This window comes from Luteimonas panaciterrae (genome assembly GCF_020511115.1).
Taxonomy (GTDB): domain Bacteria; phylum Pseudomonadota; class Gammaproteobacteria; order Xanthomonadales; family Xanthomonadaceae; genus Luteimonas; species Luteimonas panaciterrae.
On sequence record NZ_JAJAVH010000001.1, the window covers coordinates 241,883 to 260,182 of the forward strand.

The following is an 18,300-nucleotide window of genomic DNA, read 5'->3' on the forward strand; positions in this document are numbered from 1 at the left end:
CGACGACAATCTGGTTGTGAGCAGATATTGTCTAATTTGTCGCCGGTGTCGGCTTCACCCGCACCGCCCAGACCACCCCGCAGATCAACAGCGCGATCCCGAGAAAGGTCAGCGGCGCCGGCATCTCGCCACGCAGCAGAAAGGCATAGGCCAACGCAGCCAGCGTTTCGAAAACGATCAATTGACCGACCAGGGCAGTCGGCAATCTCTGACTGGCCTCGTTCCAGCACAACGTTCCCAGCCACGAGGCGAACAAGCCGATGGCGATCATCAAGCCGATGAAAAACCCCGGACGCGGGCCGAACGGCATGGGGAAATCCTTGCCGGAAAAAGCGAACCACGCCCACACCAGGCCATAGCCCAGCAACGCCAGCGGCAGGATGGCGACACCCTGCGCCGTCGCCCACGCACGCGGCTTGCGGCCGGGATGGTGTCGCAGCCAGTCGGCGTTGCGCAGCGGATACCAGGTCCAGCAGGCGACGGCGACGATCGCCAGCAGCGCGCCGATCGCGTAGCGCATCGGATCGGCATTGGGATCATCGCGCAGCGCCTGCAATTCCGACTGGTTGACGCAGGCGATGCCGAGGGCGATCAACACCAGCGACGGCGCCAGCCGTCGCCACGGCAGTCGTCCATCGCGACGATGGTTGCGCAGGTTCGCGCTGATCGCGATCACCACCGGCAAGGTGCCGATGATCATGGTCGGCAGCGGTCCGCCGGCGCGCTGGATCGCGCTGGCGAGGCAGACGTAATAGAGCAGGTTGCCGATCAGGGACAGCTTCACCGCTTCGAGCCAGTCGGCGCCGCGCAATTTCTTCAGCTCGGCGCGATCCAGCCACGCCAGCGGCAGCGCGATCAGGCCGAAGGCGAGATAGCGGCCGACCGAGAGCAGCATCGGCGCGTATTCGGGCAGCAGCAGCGGGGCGACGAACACCAGCCCCCACATCAAACCGGCGGCCAATGCGTACAGCGTGCCCAACCACATGTCGGAACCCCGGAAAACGAAACCGGCAATGTATCCGAAACGGACATCGCGCCGTCAGCACGATGAGGCGCCGTCGCGCCGCCTTCACTTCATGACGAAGTGGCGACCTCGTAATGCTGCACGCGTTCCTCGTGCGTCAGCAGATACTGCGCATCCTTGGGGTAGTAGCGGGCGAGAGTGAGATCGGCGCCGGCGAAAGCCTCGATGGCCTGCAGCGATTCCCAATACGAGACGATCAGGAAATGTGTGATCCGATCCTCGCGCCGGCGCAGGATCTGCACATCCAGATTGCCCGGCGTGGCGCGATAGTCGGCCACGCCGCTGGAGAGCAGATAGGCCAGGTATTCGTCAGCCACTTCGTTGAGCGTGGTGCCGTGCCACAGGCGTGCGATCATGCGAGGCCTCCGTCGTGACGCATCGCCCCGATTTCATTGGCTGCCGGCCTGGGGCGAGGCCGGCAGGGACCATATCAGCGGAACGGCGACAGCGCGGTGGTCGAGCAGAGGGCGACGAGCGCCCCGCGCTTCAAGGACAGGCAGGACTCGAAGGATTTGGTGGCCATCGGCGTATCGCCTTTCCGGCGTGCGGAGGCGTCCGCCTTGGCGTCCTCGCCCGCGAGAGACAGTGCCAGTCGCGGGTCCTGGATGTGGCCTTGCTGGAACAACAGCCCGGTAAACAGGTTCATGGCCGACCTCGCTTGTTGTGTGAAATAGAAGATACGCCCGCCACGGAACCCGCAAAAGCGACATATTCGCAACCGTCACTTGAGTTAAAATCACATCATGAGCCGTCCCCCGCTCCATGCCCTGCAGGGCTTCCTCGCCGCGGCGCGCTTCGGCAACCTGTCCCGGGCCGCCGAGTCGATGCACGTCACGGTCAGTGCGCTCAGCCACCAGATGCGGGCGCTGGAGGAGCGGCTGGGCTACAAGCTGCTGACGCGCAACGCGCGCGGGGTATCGCTCACCACCGAGGGGCAGCGCCTGCTCGAACGCATCGCGCCGCACCTGGACGCGATCGCCCAGGCCGTGCAGCCCTTCGCCGCGCGGCGCGACGACATCCTCACGGTCAGCGCCACGCCGTCGATGTCCTCCAACTGGCTGGTGCCGCGGCTGACCTCGTTCCTGGCGGCGCACCCGAAGATCGAGATCAACCTGCTGTCCAGCGAGGCCGTCGTCGACTTCGTCAGCAACGACAGCATCGACGCGGCGCTGCGCATCGGCCTCGGACAATGGCCGGGCGTGACCGCCGAGCACCTGTTCGATGAATGGCTGGTGCCGATGGCAAGCCCGGCGCTGGTCGAGCGGATGGGTGGGATCAACGCGCGGCCGCTGGAGGAATGGCCGCTGCTCGGCGATCCGGACGGACAGTGGAACCGCTGGTTCGCGCAGACCGAGGGCACGCCGCCGACACGTTTCGTCGCCGTGTTCGACGATTCCGAATCGCACCATCGTGCCGCGCTCGACGGCGTCGGCGTGGCACTCGGACGGCTGACGCGTGCGCGGCTGCTGCTCGAATCCGGCCAGCTGGTGCGGCTGTCGTCGCAGCGGCTGAAGACGCGCTACGCGCACTACCTGGTGTACCCGCCGCGCTCGGCCGAGCATCGCGGCTTCCTCTCCTTCCGCGACTGGCTGCGCGCGCAGGCGAGCGAGCACGTGCGCCAGACCGAATAAATTTCCGCGCGCGGGGTTGCACGAAAGGTGGCAAAGCGACATACGATGCCGCATGGATGACATCGCCGCCGCCTCCATCGCCACCCTGATCCGCGACGCGTTCGAGGATTACCACGCCCGCTTCGCCGACATCACCCGGCGCGCCAAGCTGCGCTTCGAAACCATGGACTGGGCCGGCGCGCGCGTCGACGCGGTGGAGCGCATCGAGCTGTACGACGAATGCATCGCCGAATGCGCGCTGCGCCTGCAGGCGGCGCTGCTCGGCCGCGCCCACGACCACGGCCTGTGGTCGGCGGTGCGCGATGCCTACGCGCAGTTCATCGCCGAGCTGATCGACCGCGAGCTGTACAAGACCTTCTACAACACGCTCACCCGGCGCTTCTTCAAGACGCGCGGCGTCGATCCGTCAATCGAGTTCATCGCCATGGACATCGAGCCCACCGACGCGATCACGCATCCGGTGGCGCGGCACAGCTACGCGGTCTCCGGGCGCGTGGAGGACATGTTCGAGCGCGTGCTGGCCGATTACCGTTTCGATATTCCCTACGCCGACCGCACCGGCTGCGCGCGACGGCTGGCGAAGCGGCTCGAACTCGACCTGGAGCACTGGGGCGAGCATCCGGTGCGCTCGATCGATCTGCTCGACACGGTGTTCTATCGCGAGCGCCGCGCCTATCTGATCGGCCGCGTGCTCGGCGAGCATCGCTTCTCGCCGTGCGTGATCGCGCTGGTCAACGACGCCGGCAAGCTGCGGGCGGAAGCGGTGCTGACCCATCGCGCCGACGTCGCGCACCTCTTCAGCTACGCGCGCAGCTATTTCCACGCCGATCTGTCCACGGTCGGCGACGCGGTGGTGTTCCTGCGCACGATCCTGCCGCTGAAGCCCATCGACGAGCTGTACACCGTGCTCGGCCGCGCCAAGCAGGGCAAGACCGAGCGCTTCCGTACCTTCTTCAGCCACTTCAACCATCACACCGACGAGGCGCTGACGCAGGCCGAAGGCATCCGCGGCATGGTGATGGCGGTGTTCACGCTGCCGAGCTATCCGCTGGTGTTCAAGGTGATCCGCGACCGCTTCGCTGAACCGAAGACCATGTCGCGGCAGGACGTGGAGAACAAATACGCGCAGGTGTTCCATCTCGATCGCGTCGGCCGTCTGCTCGACTCGCAGCCCTATCGCCATCTGCGCTTCCCGCGCGCGCGCTTCGCGCCCGAGCTGCTGCAGGAACTGCTGACCTCTTGTGCCGCCAACATCACCGAGGACGGCGACGACATCATCGTGCACCTGTGTTACGTGCAGCGCCGCCTGCGACCGCTGAACCTGTATCTGCGCGAGCATGCCGCCGAGGACGCGACGCGCGTGGCGCTCGACTACGGCCAGGCGATCAAGGACATGGCGCGCAACAACATCTTTCCAGGCGACATGCTGCTGAAGAACTTCGGCGTGAGCCGCCACGGCCGCGTGGTGTTCTACGACTACGACGAACTGTGCCTGATCACCGACTGCCACTTCCGCGACTGGCCGGAACCGACCTGCTACGAGGAAGAGATCTCCGACGAACCCTGGTTCCACGTCGGTCCGCACGACATCTTCCCGGAACGCTTCCCGCACTTCCTCGGCCTGCTGCCGACGATGGCGCAGGCCTTCCGCGAAACGCATGGCGAATTGTTCGACCCGAGCTGGTGGCGCGAGCTGCAGGCGCGGCTGCGGCGCGGCGACTATCCGGATACGCCGCCGTATTCGGAGGCGGTGCGGTTGGTATAAGGAAATCTCACGTCATTTCCGCGAGAGTGGGAATGACGAATGCAGGAACCCTTTAGCTCACGCGCACCACGCGCTTGCCGAAGTTCTCGCCCTTCAGCAGACCGATCAAGCCCTGCGGCGCGTTCTCCAGGCCTTCGACGACATCCTCGCGATACTTGATCACGCCATCGCGCAGCCACGCGCCCATCTCGCGCAGGAACTGCGGATACAGCGCGATGAAATCCCGCTGGATGAAGCCGCGCACGGTGAGCCGGCGCTTGAGAATCAGTTGAGTCAGCAAGCTCATCCGATCCTGCCCCAGCGGCAGATCGGTATCGCTGTAGTGCGCGATCAGGCCGCACACCGGCACGCGGGCGAAATCGTTGAGCAGCGGCAGCACCGCGTCGAAGACCGGGCCGCCGACGTTCTCGAAATACACGTCGATGCCATCGGGACAGGCCGCCTGCAGCTGCGCGGCGAATTCCGGATCGCGATGGTCGAGCGCGACATCGAAGCCGAGTTCGTCGCGCAGGTAATCGCGCTTGGCGGCGCCGCCGGCGATACCGACGACGCGCGCACCGCGCAGTTTCGCGATCTGACCCACGGTGGCGCCGACCGGCCCCGCCGCCGCGGCCACGACCAGCGTCTCGCCCGCTTTCGGCTTGCCGATCTCGTGTAGGCCGGCATAAGCGGTGAAGCCGGGCATGCCGTATACGCCGAGCGCAGTGCTGGGCGATGCACCGGCCAGATCCGGCAAGTTCAGCTTGCGTGTCAGCGTCGCACCCTCGGCCAGAGCATAGGTCTGCCAACCCGCGTCGGCGGTGACCAGATCGCCCGGCGCGAGACCCGGATGCAGCGACTCCACCACCTCGGACACCGTGCGGCCGACCATCACCTCGTCGATCTCCACCGGCGGCGCATACGATTTGGCATCGCTCATGCGGCCGCGCATGTAGGGATCGAGCGAGAGAAAGCGCGTGCGCAGCAGCACCTGTCCCGCGTGCGGCGTCGGTGCCGGCGCGCGTTCGAGGCGGAAGTTCTCCGGCGTCGGTTCGCCGTGCGGGCGCGAGGCCAGCACGATGCGGGTGTTGAAGTGCTCGTTGATGTGTTCGCTCATGTCAGCGCCCCTGCGCGTCAGGTCGGTGATGCACGTACTCCACCACCGTGCCGTCCGGATGCACGGCGTTGAAACCGGCGCCGGTCGGCACTGTCTGGAGTGGAAAAATGATCTCGGCACCCGCCGCGACCAGCTTGTCGTAATAGGGCTGCACGTCGTCGACCAGCAGCGTGCCGGTGGTCGAGCGGAACGGCTTCAGCGCCTCGTCGCTGCCTTCCAGCAGCAGGAACGCGCCGACCATCGCCAGGCGCAAACCGACTTCGGGAAAAAGGAAACCGCCGTCGGCTTCGACGTCCTGCAGACGCTCATAGAACGCGACCGCGGTCTCCAACTCGCCCGGTGCCACGAACACGCGGATCATCACGCGCGGCGTCTTCTGCCCCGACGTGTCGTTGCGTCGACGCCAGAGCGCGTCGAACCTCGAACCTTCCGCAGCCATGCCGATACCTCACCGCATGCGTATCTTGTAATGAGCATGAGGGCGTTCGATGCGCATCCGAAGGCGTGCGGATGGAACAACTGCGTTCCGTCGCTGCAACGCAAAACGCGATTGCCATGAGAATGTGGCACGCTGCCGCCCCTATCCCCCATCGGAGTTCGTCATGCCCGTTCGCGAATCCCTGCTCGCTGTCGCACTCGTGCTGAGCGCTACGGCCCATGCCGCTGATCCTCCCTCCGCGCCCAAGGCGGACAACGCCGCCGCGGAAGCCGCGCAGGCAGCGACCAAGGCGGCGAAGGAAGCCATGGAAACCGCCGGGCAAATGGCGGCCGAGCAGGCCGCCGCCTCCGAGGCATTGAAGACCGCCATCGCCGGTTCGTGGCGCGATCCCAAGAACGTCGCCCGCGACAAGTATCGTCATCCGTTCGAGACCTTGCGCTTCTTCGATCTACGCCCCGGCGACACCGTCATCGAGATCACGCCTGGCGGCGGCTGGTATTCGGAAATCCTCGCGCCCTATCTGCGCGAGCACGGGCAATACGTCGCCGCCGTGGTCGACCCGACCAGGATCGAGAAGGGCCGCGATTATCAGCAGAAGGCGAAAGCGAACCTGGAAGCGAAATTCAGCGCATCGCCCACGCAATACGATCGCGCCGGCGTTCTCGCCTACGACCCGAACCATCCCGTGTTCGGCCCCGCCGGTTCCGCCGATCTCGTGCTGACGTTCCGCAACGTGCACAACTGGCGCAGCGCCGGACAGGCGGAAGGCATGTTCAAGGGCTTCTTCGACGTCCTCAAGCCGGGCGGCGTGCTCGGCGTGGTGGAACATCGCGCCACGAAAGACGTGCCGGCGGACGACAACACCGGCTATGTCGGCCAGGCGCAGGTGATCGCCCTCGCCGAGGCAGCGGGTTTCCGTCTCGACGAGCAGAGCGAGATCAACGCCAATCCGAAGGACACCAAGGATTATCCGAACGGTGTCTGGACGCTGCCGCCCAGCAACGACCACGACGCGAAGGACGATGCGAAATATCAGGCGATCGGCGAAAGCGATCGCATGACGCTGCGATTCGTGAAGCCGTGAGACGGCACTCGGAAACGACCTAACCCGAGCACTGCTGCGCGCAGCACATTTGCGCAAATGCGAATCCAACACTCGCCTTGCTGGTGCTACAAAAGCAACAGCAAGGCCCCTGGATTGCCCGCGCGGAAATGACGGGCAAGCCATCGCATCTCCCGAACGCCACAATTCCGCTCCATGCTCATCGCCTTCAACAAGCCCTACGGCGTGCTGTGCCAGTTCACCGACCGCAGCACGCCGCCGCGGCGCACGCTGGCCGAATTCGGATTGCCCGCCGGCGTCTATGCCGCCGGCCGTCTGGATTTCGACAGTGAAGGCCTGCTGCTGCTCACCGATGAAGGTCCGCTCGTGCACAGGATCGGCGATCCGCGCCACAAGCTCCGCAAGACCTACCTGGTGCAAGTGGAAGGCACGCCGCAGGCTTCGCAGCTGGAAGCCTTGCGCAACGGCGTCGCGCTCAACGACGGCCCGACCCGGCCGGCACAGGTCCGCCTGCTGGACACCCCGCCCGCACTCTGGCCGCGCGACCCGCCGGTGCGCTTCCGCAAGACGGTGCCGGACGCCTGGCTCGAAGTCGGGATCACCGAAGGCCGCAACCGGCAGGTCCGACGCATGACCGCCGCCGTCGGCCTGCCGACCCTGCGCCTGGTCCGCGCCGCGATCGGCCCCTGGAGCCTGGAAGGGCTGTCGCCCGGAGCGTGGTGTGAGACGGCCGCCCGCTTTTCCTGATTCTGTCAGCGACACTCTCGGCCCCTATTGGCAGGCCATCAGGGGATTCTGCTAACGTGTGGAAATACCTGTTCAGGTCTGGGGCGTGCACGCGATATCCGCCAATCTCGGGACGGCGACCCCGGTGACGATGCCGGGTCGGATTCTTGTCGTCGACGATCAGCCGGCGAACCTGCGCATCGTCAGCACGCTGCTGGCACGCCACGGCTACGAGGTCATCGTGGCCGACAGTGGCGGCGAAGCGCTCGCGATCGCCACGGCGCAAGCACCCGATCTGCTGCTGCTCGACATGATGATGCCGGGCATGGACGGATTCGCGCTGCTGATGGAAATCAAGCAGCGCGCGGAACTGCTGCGTCTGCCGGTGGTGTTCCTCACCGCCGCGCACGATCGCGATCTGCTGCTGCGCGCCTTCGATGCCGGCGCCGTCGATTACGTCACCAAACCTTTCATGCCGGAAGAGCTGCTCGCGCGCGTGGATGCGCACGTCGGCCTGAAGCTGGCGCGCGACCGTCTCGAACGCGTCGCGCGCGAACGCCAGGAACTCGTCAACCTGGTCGCGCACGATCTCAAGAACCCGCTCACCAGCGTGCTGTTCGCCAGCGACATCCTGCTCAGCGACGGCACGCGCCCAGAACGCATCCCGCGCTATCTGCAGATGATCCACGACAGCGCGATGGACGCGCTGGGCTACATCAAGCGCTATCTGGAAACGCAGGCCGACCACGCCGCGCGTGCGCGCGAAGCGAAGGTGAGCGCCGCGCTGCCGGAAATCCTGGCGTGGCTGCACGGCCGCTACGGATTGCAGCTGGAAAGCCGCGGCCTGCAGCTGCGCGTGAATCCCTTGCCCGAACACTGCCAACCGGTGGCGATCGACGCGCTGGTGCTGCGGCAGGTCACGGAAAACCTGATCAGCAACGCGATGAAGTACGCGCCCGGCAGCGACATCGAGATCGGCGTGCGCGCCTGTTCGCCGGGTTTCTGGCAGCTGGTGGTGGAGGATCGCGGTCCCGGCATCTCCTCGACCCGGCAGCGCGAGCTGTTCAAACCGTTCGTGCGGCTGACCGATCGCGATCCGGGTCTGTCGAGCGGACTGGGCCTGTCGTTGGCGAAACAGATCGTCGTCAATGCCGGCGGTCAACTCTGGTACGAGGATCGCGACGGCGGCGGCGCGCGGTTCGTGATCGAGCTGCCCGAAGCGCACTGATCGAATCTACTGCCGCGGAAAATTCCGCGGGACCACCGCCCGTAGGGAAAACCCTACAAGCGCAACCGTCGATTCCCGATACCGCCGATCATGGCCGCAGCCGCAATCTAGCGTCGCCAGCAACGTACGTCCGCCCACTCATTTCTTGGTCAAGCGATGTCCGGCGATACGCGCGGGCCCCGCAAGGATTGCGGGGCTGCTGGCACAAAATCCTTGCAGAGTGCCGCCTTCGAAGGACGGCACTCGCTGATCACACGCCGCTTTGATCCGTTTCGTCACCGTGCGAACTCTTGCGCACGGTCCGCGCGCGTGCCGCCGCCTTCCTGGCCTCGATGCGCGTCGCCTTGCCTTCGATCGGCTGGCTCAACGCCTGCTTTTTCTGATGCCGGCGCACGAGGTAGTAGAGCAGGCCCGCTCCGGCGGCGGCGGCCACGAACACCGCGGGATTGCGGCGCACGAAGGTACCGGCGACACGGCTGCCGGCCTTCACCGCGCCGAGCGCGGCGCCGGTCTCGACCCACTTCATGGCACGGTCTGGAACGCTCTTCTTGAGGCTGTCACCGACGTTGCCCGCGACTTCGAACACGCGGCCGGTCAGGGATTCGAACTTGCTCATGGGCTCATCTCCGTTGCTCCAAGACGCCGGCAGTGTGGCAGGAAGTTCGTTGTATTGGCGTTAGAGCGCGGGCCGAAAATGAACGCCGGCCCCATTCGGGCCAGGGAAAGGCATGCAGCCGGCGCGACGGATCGCATGCTGGTCGCGCGCGCCGGCATGCCCACGGTCAGGCCGTGGAATGCTCACGCCTGCGCAAGCCGATGCCGAGATGGTCGCGAATGTAGATTTCGACATAGCCGGGCAGCCACGGCGCGGCCGCCATGCGTTCGAACGGGACGAGCCGGTGCGGCTCGGGTGACGGCGTTTCGAACACCACGAGCCAGCGGTTCAAGGGCTGGTGCTCGTCTCCACCGACCGCATGCACGACGTGGAAGATCGGTTGGCCAACGCCCGCGTGCAGGAGAGTGCCTTCGCGATCCGGGTAATCGGCGGCACCGATGAAGGTGACTCGCTGCGCGGCATGATCGACATGGGTCTGTTCGAGGATCAGTTCGTAAGTCTCCGGTTCGAGCCAGAGCCGTTGCTGCGATTTGCGAACGTAGATGTCGGCGCCGTCGGGCGCTTGATCGTCCGCCCAGGCATCGGCGCTGCCCGCCTTGACCACATACGGAATGTACAGATCCGGCCGCCGCGCCTTGCGCACTTCCATGTCCCAGAGCATGGCGCGCGTGAATGCGAGCGGGCGATCGAGGTCGTAGTGCTCGGCGAGCACGCGATTGACGTCGATCGCGGGAATCTCGAAGCGGGTATAGCGCGGATCATTCCAGGCGCGCTCGAATGCATGCACGTGATCGATCTTGGGGTAGGCAATCTTCATCGTCATCTCCGTCGTGGGGGCGACGGCGCGACCATCGCGACCGTCACGCACACGAATTTGGAGCCCGCGACCACCGTCGCCAAGTGGTATCGGCCGCGCGGAACATTCCATTCCACGTTCCACTTTGGCTTTCAATCCTTTGAAGAACGCACTATTTCGGCTGATGTCATGGCTGCCTTCCATGGCGGGGCTGCGTCGCCCTGCGGATTGTCCGGCCCGGCCATCCATGGCCGGGCGTTCGGCGTCACGGTCGATGCCGATAGGGCATCGACCGTGACACCTCACCCCCTTGGCTTGGCGCGATGCGTCGCCACCGCATTCCACGGATCATCGGGCCAGGGATGTTTCGGATAGCGCCCCTTCATCTCCTTGCGCACCTCGGGATAGGTGCGCTCCCAGAAGCTGCGCAGATCCTGCGTGACCTGCAGCGGCCGACCGGCCGGCGAGAGCAGGTGCAAGGTGAGCGGCACGCGGCCGTCGGCCACGCGCGGTGTGTCGGCGAGGCCGAACAGTTCCTGCAGTTTCACCGCCAGCACCGGCGAAGCCGGCGAGCCGTCGTCGGCGATCGCGTATTCGATGCGTCGCTCCATGCCCGACGGCACGACGATGCGCGTGGGTGCCAGCGCGTCGATGCGCTGTTGCGCGCTCCAACCAGGCATGTTCCAGTCGAGCTGCGATTTCAGCGCCTGCGCGAACGTCTCGGCATCCAGGGCGTCGAAACGCGTCTTGCCCGCGAACGCCGGGCGCAGCCAGTCCTCGCGCGTGGCGAGCAACGCTTCATCGGATAGATCGGGCAGCGCGAGTTCCGGCATCCACGCACGCAGGCTGCGCACGCGCGCACGCCACTGCGCGAGCGCCTCGCTCCAGGGCAGCGCATCGAGGCCGAGGGTTTCGACGGCGTCGGCGAGTGCCTGCGCCGCCGCGTCCGGATCGACACGACCGCCGGGGCGCGTTTCGAGCACGATACCGTCGAAGCGGCGCGCGCGTTCGCTGACCAGGGCGCGGCGTTCGGCATCCCAGCGGGTTTCGTCGCGATCACTGAAATGTCGCGGGAACCGCGTGCGCAGCTCGGCCTCGTCCACCGGCGCACCGCGCAGCAGCAAGGCGTCCTTGGCTTCATAGCGGAGTTCGCTGGCGACCAGCCAAGGTTCGCCCAGCAAGGCGCTGTCGTCGAACAGGCGTGCCATGCGTCCGTTGGCGAGCTGATAACGGCGCAGGTCATCGGCATGCCGATAAGCGATGCGATCCGGAAACGCATGCGCGAGCAGATCGCCGAGTACGTGCGCCTCGACTTCGACCGGCGGTGCGCGATCGATGCGCAAACGGCGGCGCCACTGTTTCGACGCGGCGTCGATCGCGGCCAGCGCGCCACGACTGCCATCGGCCGGCGTGCGGCCGGAGCGGAACGCGGCCAGCGCGCGCCAGCGTTCGGCGATGGCGTCGCTGCGTGTGCGTAGCGGGTCGCGCGCTTCCAGCAAGGCGGCGAGATCGCAAGCCAGGGCGGTGTTCGTGTCGTCTTGCGCGGACAGCAGCATCGCGGCCAATCGCGGATGCGTGCCGAGCGCGAGCATGCGGCGGCCGCGCTCGGTGATCGCATTGCCGGCATCGAGCGCCTCGAGCCGGCGCAACAGATCCTGCGCGGCACCGAACGCACCGCGCGGCGGCGGATCGACGAAACGCAGCGCGGTGCTGCCCCAGGCGGCGAGTTCGAGCGCGAGGCCCGCCAGCTCGACCTGCGTGATTTCCGCGCGCCGCTGCGGCTCCAAACGTTGCGAGGCCGGCCACAGGCGATACGCCCAGCCTTCGGCCACGCGTCCGGCGCGTCCGGCGCGCTGATCCGCCGAGGCCTGCGAGATCGCCACCGTGTCCAATCGCGAGAAACCGCTGTTGGGATCGTAGCGAGGCTCGCGTGCGAGGCCGGCATCGATCACCACGCGCACGCCAGGCAGGGTGACGCTGGATTCGGCGACATTGGTGGCCAGGATCACGCGGCGACGGCCATGCGGATCGGGCTGCAAGGCTTCGGACTGGCGTTCGATCGGCAGTTCACCGTGCAGCGGAAGAACGGCAACGCTCTGCGTCGATGTGGATGCTGACAGCGAAGCCTCCACGCGCGCGATCTCGCGTTGCCCTGGCAGGAACACCAGCACGTCACCGGGATGTTCCACCAGCGCCTGCTCCACCGCACGTCGCGCCTGCGCTTCGAGCGCTTCCTCGCGCCGCGCCGGGAAATGCGCGATTTGCACCGGAAAGCTGCGCCCCGCGCTCGACAATCGCGGCGCATCCAGAAATGCCGCGAGCCGCTCGCCATCGAGCGTGGCCGACATCGCCACGATGCGCAGGTCCTCGCGCAATCCCGCCTGCACATCGAGCGCCAGCGCCAGACCGAGATCACCGGCGAGATGACGCTCGTGGAATTCGTCGAACAGCAACGCGCCGACGCCTTCCAGCCCGCTTCCACCAAGCTCGGGATCGTCCTGCAGCATGCGGGTGAGAATGCCCTCGGTGACCACCTCGATGCGCGTGCGCTTCGAGACCTTGTTCTCGAAACGGATGCGATAACCGACGGTTTCGCCGACTGCCTCGCCGAGCTGGCGCGCCATGAAACCCGCCGCGGCGCGCGCGGCCACGCGGCGCGGTTCCAGCATCACGATCCTGCGTCCGCCCAGCCACGCCGCATCGAGCAGCGCCAGCGGCACCTGCGTGGTCTTGCCGGCGCCGGGCGGCGCTTCCAGCACCAGGCGCGGATGCGCGGCCAACGACTCGCGGATGCGCGGCAATAATTCGTTGATTGGGAAGAAAACGGTTTCGCTCACTGCTTCGGGATTTGCTGCGGTCGCGGATGGCGAGTGTCACATAACTGGGCTAGATTGCCGGAGACATTCACTCGGGGATTCCTTCATGTCGCGTTCGTTCGCCGCTCTCGGCGCCCTCGCCTGCAGCCTGCTGCTGGCCGGCCCGACCGCCCACGCCGAAGTCTTCATCAACGAATTCCATTACGACGATGCCACCTCGAGCGGCGACGTCGGCGAGCGCATCGAAGTCGTCGCGACGGCCGGCGAAACGCTCAGCAACTACCGCATCTATCTCTACAACGGCAGCACACCTTCCTCGGCGACCACGTACGACAACGACCTGCTGCCGGCCGGCAGCACGGTCAGCTGTGGCGGCGGCGTGCGCATCGCCACGCTCAGCTATCCGACCAACGGCATCCAGAACGGCAGCAACGACGCCATCGCGCTGGTCGATGGCAGCGGCAACGTGGTGCAGTTCCTGAGCTACGAAGGCCAGGTCACCGCCAGCAACGGCCCGGCTTCGGGTTTGAACAGCGTCAATCTGCCGGTGTCCGAATCGGGCTCGACCGCGGCCGGCACCTCGCTGCAACTGTCCGGCAGCGGTAGCACGTACTCGCAATTCTCCTGGCAGGGTTCGGCGACGCAGACCTTCGGCGCCTGCAACAACGGCCAGACCTTCACCACCACCACGCCGAACACGCCACCGAGCGTGACCTCGACCACGCCCGCCAACGGCGCCAGCGACTTCCCGGCCGCGGGCGATCTGGCCGCGAACTTCAGCGAATCCGTCACCCTGACCAGTGGCGCGCTGACACTGCAATGCGGCCAGTCCGGCACCGTCGCGCTGAGCCATCCGAGCAGTGGCACCGCGATCACCGCCTCCACCGGCACCGCGCTGCATGCGGGTGAGAGCTGCACCTTCACCGTGGTCGCTTCGAAGGTCAGCGACGCCGGCGGCGCGCATCCGGCGCAGAACACCGTCGTCAATTTCACCGTCGCCAGCGGCGGTGGCGGCGGCGACTACTACTCGCACGTCAACACCAGCAGCGCCAGCCAGCTGCGCTGCTCGCTGCACGAAACGATCAAGAACCACACCGCCTATCCCTACAGCGGCGGCACCACCAACACCTGGACCATCCTCGAGATCGCCGACGAGGATCCGAACAACTCCGGCCGCATTCTCGATATCTATCGCAACCGCAGCTACGCCAAGGTCAGCGATCGCGCCGGCACCGGTTCGGGCCTGACCTACAACCGCGAGCACACCTGGCCGAATTCGCTCGGCTTCGGCAGCGCCACCGGCAACATGGGCAACCCGAACGCGCCGTACACCGATACGCACATGCTGTATCTGAGCGACACCAACTACAACGCCGACCGCGGCAACAAGCCGTATACCGATTGCCCGTCGTCCTCCGGCTGCAGCGAGCGCACCACGGAAGTGAACAACGGCGGCGGCGGCACCGGCCAATCGAACTGGTTCAAGGGACCGGACGGCAACAACGGCTCGTTCCAGACCTGGAGCAAGCGCAAGGGCGATACGGCGCGCGCGGTGCTGTACATGGCGATCCGCTACGAAGGCGGCACCGACGCCAACGGCCAATCCGAACCGGATCTGGAACTGACCGACAACCGCAGCCAGATCGTCATCACCTCCAGCTCACCGGCCTACATGGGCCTGCTGTCGACGCTGCTCGCCTGGCACCAGGCCGATCCGCCGGATGCGGCCGAACGCGAGCGCAACGAGGTGATCTACAGCTTCCAGGGCAACCGCAATCCCTTCATCGATCATCCGGAGTGGGCGACCAACGCGCTGTTCACCTCCAGCAAGCCCGCGAGCTGCCAGCTGCTGCCGTAATCCGCTCCCTGCTCAGTTTCGAATATCACCCTCTCCCGCCCGCGGGAGAGGGGATGGGGTGAGGGCAAGCGCCCGCCCAGTTAAAATCGCCGCATGCAACTCATCGACATCGGCGCCAACCTCACCCACGACAGTTTCGATCACGACCGCGATGCCGTCCTCGCCCGCGCGCAGGCGGCGGGCGTGGCGCAGATGGTGGTCACCGGCGCCAGCCGCGAGCATTCGCCCAAGGCGCTCGCCCTGGCGCAGGCGCATCCGGGCGTGCTGTTCGCCACCGCCGGCGTGCATCCGCATCACGCCACCGAATACACCGACGAATGCGATGCCGAGATGCGCGCCTTGCAGGCGCATCCCGAAGTCGTCGCCGTCGGCGAATGCGGGCTCGACTACTTCCGCGACTTCTCCCCGCGCCCGTCGCAGCGCAAGGCCTTCGAGCGCCAGCTGCAGATCGCCACCGACACCGGCAAACCGCTATTCCTGCACCAGCGCGACGCCCACGCCGACTTCATGGCGATGATGAAGAACTTCGACGGCAAGCTCGGCCCGGCGGTCGTGCATTGCTTCACCGGCACGCGCGAGGAACTGTTCGACTACCTCGACCAGGACTGGCACATCGGCATCACCGGCTGGCTCTGCGACGAGCGTCGCGGCCAGCATCTGCGCGAGCTGGTGAAGCACATCCCCGCCAACCGCCTGATGGTCGAGACCGACGCGCCGTATCTGTTGCCGCGCACGATCAAGCCGGCACCCTCGCATCGCCGCAACGAGCCGATGTTCCTGGCGCACATCGTCGAGGAGCTGGCGCGCGATCGTGGCGAGGATGTCGCCACGTCATCGGCTGCGACGACGGCGACGGCCAGTGCTTTCTTTGGTCTTCCCGGATTGCCGTAGCGCTTCGGACTTAGTCGCTTCCTTCGGCTGGCTTGTCGCGGGCTCCGCCACCACGCGGGTCAGGCGCCGATCCGCCTTGGCGACGTCGAAACGCGTCCACTGTCTCCGCGCCGCGGCGGCCTCGGGTTGATCGTACAGGCGCTCGCGACAGGCATCGGCCGGCATCTCCAGGAAGCGCACGGAGAGCCCGTCTCCCGTCAGCGCCATGACACCGACGCCATGACGTTCGCTTTGCGCGTAGCGGATCCGGTCATTGCCCGTCGCCAGCAGCGGATCGAGCTTACCGACCAGCCGTTTGCCTGCCTCGGCCGTGGCCGGATCGGCGGCGGCGCTCCCCGCCATGATGTCGCGTAGCGTCTGCGACGACACCGCCGGCACGGTGAATTCGACGCTGCGTCCACTGAGCTGGGTGGCGAAGCCGGCGTGGATATCGCCCGAGAGCACCACCGCGCCGCCGATCTTGTCGAACTCGCGCACCCATGCATCGCGCTCGCGCCCGAAGCCGTCCCACTGGTCGACGTTGAGGTAGAACTTGCGCTGCATCAGCGCCGGCGCCTGCAGTTCGGGATCGGAGAGGTCGAGGATCATCGAAGTCATCGATACCGAACTGGCGAGCAGTGTCCACTGCGTCGATTTCCCGTTGGCCAGTTGCTCCCGCAACCAGGCCTGCTGGGCTTCGCCGAATGCGCTCGTCGCGCGGCCTTCGGCTTCGCGCAGGGCCAGCAACAGGTCGTAGCTGTCCTTGACGACGAAGTAACGGCTGCCGAGATGATGGAACAGCTTGCTCTTGCCGAACATCAGCCACGGCAGGCCACGCGGATAGTCCCCCTCTTTCGGCGGGATGTCCGCGCTCATGAACCCAGGCACCGCCTGGTTGTAGCGTTCGAGCACACTGCTCACCACCGCCAGCGCCATCGGCGCGGCGATCAATGCCTGCGCGCGCGCCTTGGCTTCGCGTGGGGCGAGCCCTTCACCGACGTAGGCTTTGCTCAGGGCGCGGCGTAGCGGCTTGTGCAACGATTTCCATTGTTCGTCGCGCAAATCGATGTAAGGCAGCAGCTTTGACGACATCTCGTCGAAATCCAACCCGAGCTTGGGCAGCAGCGTTCGCAACGCGTCCTGGTCGTAGGCGAGCGCACCTGGGAACGCATCTTCTGGAATCAGATGATCGGGCCGCTTGCTGCGGTAATCGAGCAGCACCAGACGCGCGTTGCGGCCGAATTCCAGCGTGCGCCACAGCTTGGTTGCAGGGAACAAGCGCTGCGCGTCGACTTCAAGCACACCGACATCAGACTTGCCGTCGCTCTCGACCTCGCCAACCTCCACATCCACCGGCATGTATTCGAAATATGCCTGCTCGGCGTTACGGCGCCGCTGGCGGTCCTCGTCGTTGACGCGCCCGTTGCTGTAGACGGCGTGATCCTGCCAGCAGTCGTCGCTGAACTCGTGATCGTCCCAGATCGCCACCAGCGGCGCGCGTTCTAGCAATGTCTGCAATACCGGATCGCCGCGATATTCACGATGCAGCTGGCGATAGTTGTCGAGACTGCGCGCGGCGAAATACGGCTTGCCGCCCTTGCCGATCTGCAAGGCGCCCGCCTGATCGGTGAAGGTGATGCTGCGTGCGGCGTCTTGCGTCTGGAAGCTCTCGTCACCGACGGATTCGTAGATGAAATCGCCCAGGTGCAGGACGAAATCGAGATCTTCCTGCAGCAACGGCAGCAAGGTGTTGTACCAGCGGCCGCCGAAATCCTGACAGCTGACGAAAGCGAAGCGCAGCGGCGCATCGGCATCAGCCGCCGGCGCGGTGCGCGTGCGCCCGTGCGGCGAACTCACCCAGCCCTGCTCGGTCTCGCGCAGGAAGCGATAGTGATAATCGCGGCCGGGCTGCAGGCCTTCCACGCGCACACGCAGGCAGTGATCGGCTTGCGCATGCGCGACCAGGTCGCGCTCGACGCGCAGCTGCGTGAAGCCGGCATCGTCGGCGACCTGCAAACGCAGCGGAACGTTCTGACCGTTCGCATCCGGTGCTCGCGTCCACAGCAGGACCCGATCCGGCCGAGGATCGCCGGAAGCCAGCGACTGCGGAAAATGCGCGCGCGAAATCGTCGGCGACGCCGCACCGATGGCCGAGGCCAGCGCGGACCCGGCGAAGGGCACCGCGGCCGCCGACACCACCAGCGCCTTGAGGAATCTGCGTCGCGAAATCTGTTTGGAATCGCGGTGTTCGGAGTCGTGCTGTTCGGAATCGTGTTCCTGATCGGCGGCCAATGCCTTCTCCCCATCATCCCCTGGGTCTCCCCCTGGTTCGGGGGAGACGAAACTGCTGAGGTTATCCCGAACCGGTGACC

General features: G+C 66.2%; 16 protein-coding genes. 7 read left to right on the forward strand and 9 right to left on the reverse strand.

The window, feature by feature from the left end; genetic code table 11:
- Positions 1-31: 31 nt before the first annotated feature.
- The 3 genes from LG367_RS01090 to LG367_RS01100 all read right to left on the reverse strand — a co-directional run bounded on the left by LG367_RS01090 (position 32) and on the right by LG367_RS01100 (position 1,670).
- Positions 32-985, reverse strand: coding sequence for a DMT family transporter (locus tag LG367_RS01090; RefSeq protein WP_226467368.1), 954 nt, complete (start codon positions 983-985; stop codon positions 32-34).
- 89 nt (positions 986-1,074) lie between these two features.
- Positions 1,075-1,380, reverse strand: a complete 306-nt coding sequence (locus LG367_RS01095; RefSeq protein ID WP_226467369.1) for an antibiotic biosynthesis monooxygenase family protein — start codon at positions 1,378-1,380, stop codon at positions 1,075-1,077.
- Between the two features lie 74 nt (positions 1,381-1,454).
- The gene (locus tag LG367_RS01100; protein WP_226467370.1) at positions 1,455-1,670 is read right to left on the reverse strand and encodes a hypothetical protein; all 216 of its coding nucleotides are present in this window, start codon (positions 1,668-1,670) and stop codon (positions 1,455-1,457) included.
- 97 nt (positions 1,671-1,767) lie between these two features.
- Between LG367_RS01100 and LG367_RS01105 the strand changes: the two genes are divergently transcribed.
- Positions 1,768-2,655 (forward strand): LysR substrate-binding domain-containing protein, encoded by an 888-nt coding sequence (locus LG367_RS01105; RefSeq protein ID WP_226467371.1) that lies wholly within the window; start codon positions 1,768-1,770, stop codon positions 2,653-2,655.
- Between the two features lie 52 nt (positions 2,656-2,707).
- Positions 2,708-4,420, forward strand: coding sequence for a bifunctional isocitrate dehydrogenase kinase/phosphatase (aceK, locus tag LG367_RS01110; RefSeq protein WP_226467372.1), 1,713 nt, complete (start codon positions 2,708-2,710; stop codon positions 4,418-4,420).
- A gap of 52 nt (positions 4,421-4,472) precedes the next feature.
- Here aceK and LG367_RS01115 read toward each other — a convergent pair whose 3' ends face one another.
- Positions 4,473-5,504 (reverse strand): NADP-dependent oxidoreductase, encoded by a 1,032-nt coding sequence (locus LG367_RS01115; RefSeq protein ID WP_425490900.1) that lies wholly within the window; start codon positions 5,502-5,504, stop codon positions 4,473-4,475.
- Between the two features lie 13 nt (positions 5,505-5,517).
- On the reverse strand, positions 5,518-5,955 hold the full coding sequence (locus LG367_RS01120; RefSeq protein WP_226467374.1) for a VOC family protein: 438 nt from the start codon (positions 5,953-5,955) through the stop codon (positions 5,518-5,520).
- Between the two features lie 322 nt (positions 5,956-6,277).
- Here LG367_RS01120 and LG367_RS01125 point away from each other — a divergent pair, with 322 nt between their 5' ends.
- The 3 genes from LG367_RS01125 (at position 6,278) to LG367_RS01135 (ending at position 8,972) form a co-directional block, all read left to right on the forward strand.
- Positions 6,278-7,039: a class I SAM-dependent methyltransferase gene (locus tag LG367_RS01125; protein ID WP_425490901.1), complete on the forward strand. Its 762-nt coding sequence runs from the start codon at positions 6,278-6,280 to the stop codon at positions 7,037-7,039.
- A gap of 174 nt (positions 7,040-7,213) precedes the next feature.
- The gene (locus LG367_RS01130; RefSeq protein WP_226467375.1) at positions 7,214-7,765 is read left to right on the forward strand and encodes a pseudouridine synthase; all 552 of its coding nucleotides are present in this window, start codon (positions 7,214-7,216) and stop codon (positions 7,763-7,765) included.
- Positions 7,766-7,850: 85 nt separating this feature from the next.
- Positions 7,851-8,972, forward strand: a complete 1,122-nt coding sequence (locus LG367_RS01135) for a hybrid sensor histidine kinase/response regulator (protein ID WP_226467376.1) — start codon at positions 7,851-7,853, stop codon at positions 8,970-8,972.
- Positions 8,973-9,222: 250 nt separating this feature from the next.
- Here the strand turns inward: LG367_RS01135 and LG367_RS01140 are convergent, their stop codons facing one another.
- The 3 genes from LG367_RS01140 to hrpB all read right to left on the reverse strand — a co-directional run bounded on the left by LG367_RS01140 (position 9,223) and on the right by hrpB (position 13,221).
- The gene (locus LG367_RS01140; RefSeq protein WP_226467377.1) at positions 9,223-9,588 is read right to left on the reverse strand and encodes a hypothetical protein; all 366 of its coding nucleotides are present in this window, start codon (positions 9,586-9,588) and stop codon (positions 9,223-9,225) included.
- Positions 9,589-9,754: 166 nt separating this feature from the next.
- Positions 9,755-10,405, reverse strand: coding sequence for a hypothetical protein (locus LG367_RS01145; protein ID WP_226467378.1), 651 nt, complete (start codon positions 10,403-10,405; stop codon positions 9,755-9,757).
- 281 nt (positions 10,406-10,686) lie between these two features.
- Positions 10,687-13,221 (reverse strand): ATP-dependent helicase HrpB, encoded by a 2,535-nt coding sequence (hrpB, locus tag LG367_RS01150; protein WP_226467379.1) that lies wholly within the window; start codon positions 13,219-13,221, stop codon positions 10,687-10,689.
- Positions 13,222-13,306: 85 nt separating this feature from the next.
- Between hrpB and LG367_RS01155 the strand changes: the two genes are divergently transcribed.
- The gene (locus LG367_RS01155) at positions 13,307-15,058 is read left to right on the forward strand and encodes an endonuclease (protein WP_226467380.1); all 1,752 of its coding nucleotides are present in this window, start codon (positions 13,307-13,309) and stop codon (positions 15,056-15,058) included.
- A gap of 93 nt (positions 15,059-15,151) precedes the next feature.
- Entirely contained in the window at positions 15,152-15,949 is a 798-nt protein-coding gene (locus LG367_RS01160; RefSeq protein WP_226467381.1) for a TatD family hydrolase, read from the forward strand.
- Here the strand turns inward: LG367_RS01160 and LG367_RS01165 are convergent.
- Positions 15,890-18,220 (reverse strand): alkaline phosphatase D family protein, encoded by a 2,331-nt coding sequence (locus LG367_RS01165; protein ID WP_226467382.1) that lies wholly within the window; start codon positions 18,218-18,220, stop codon positions 15,890-15,892. The genes LG367_RS01160 and LG367_RS01165 overlap by 60 nt on opposite strands.
- Positions 18,221-18,300 lie beyond the last annotated feature (80 nt).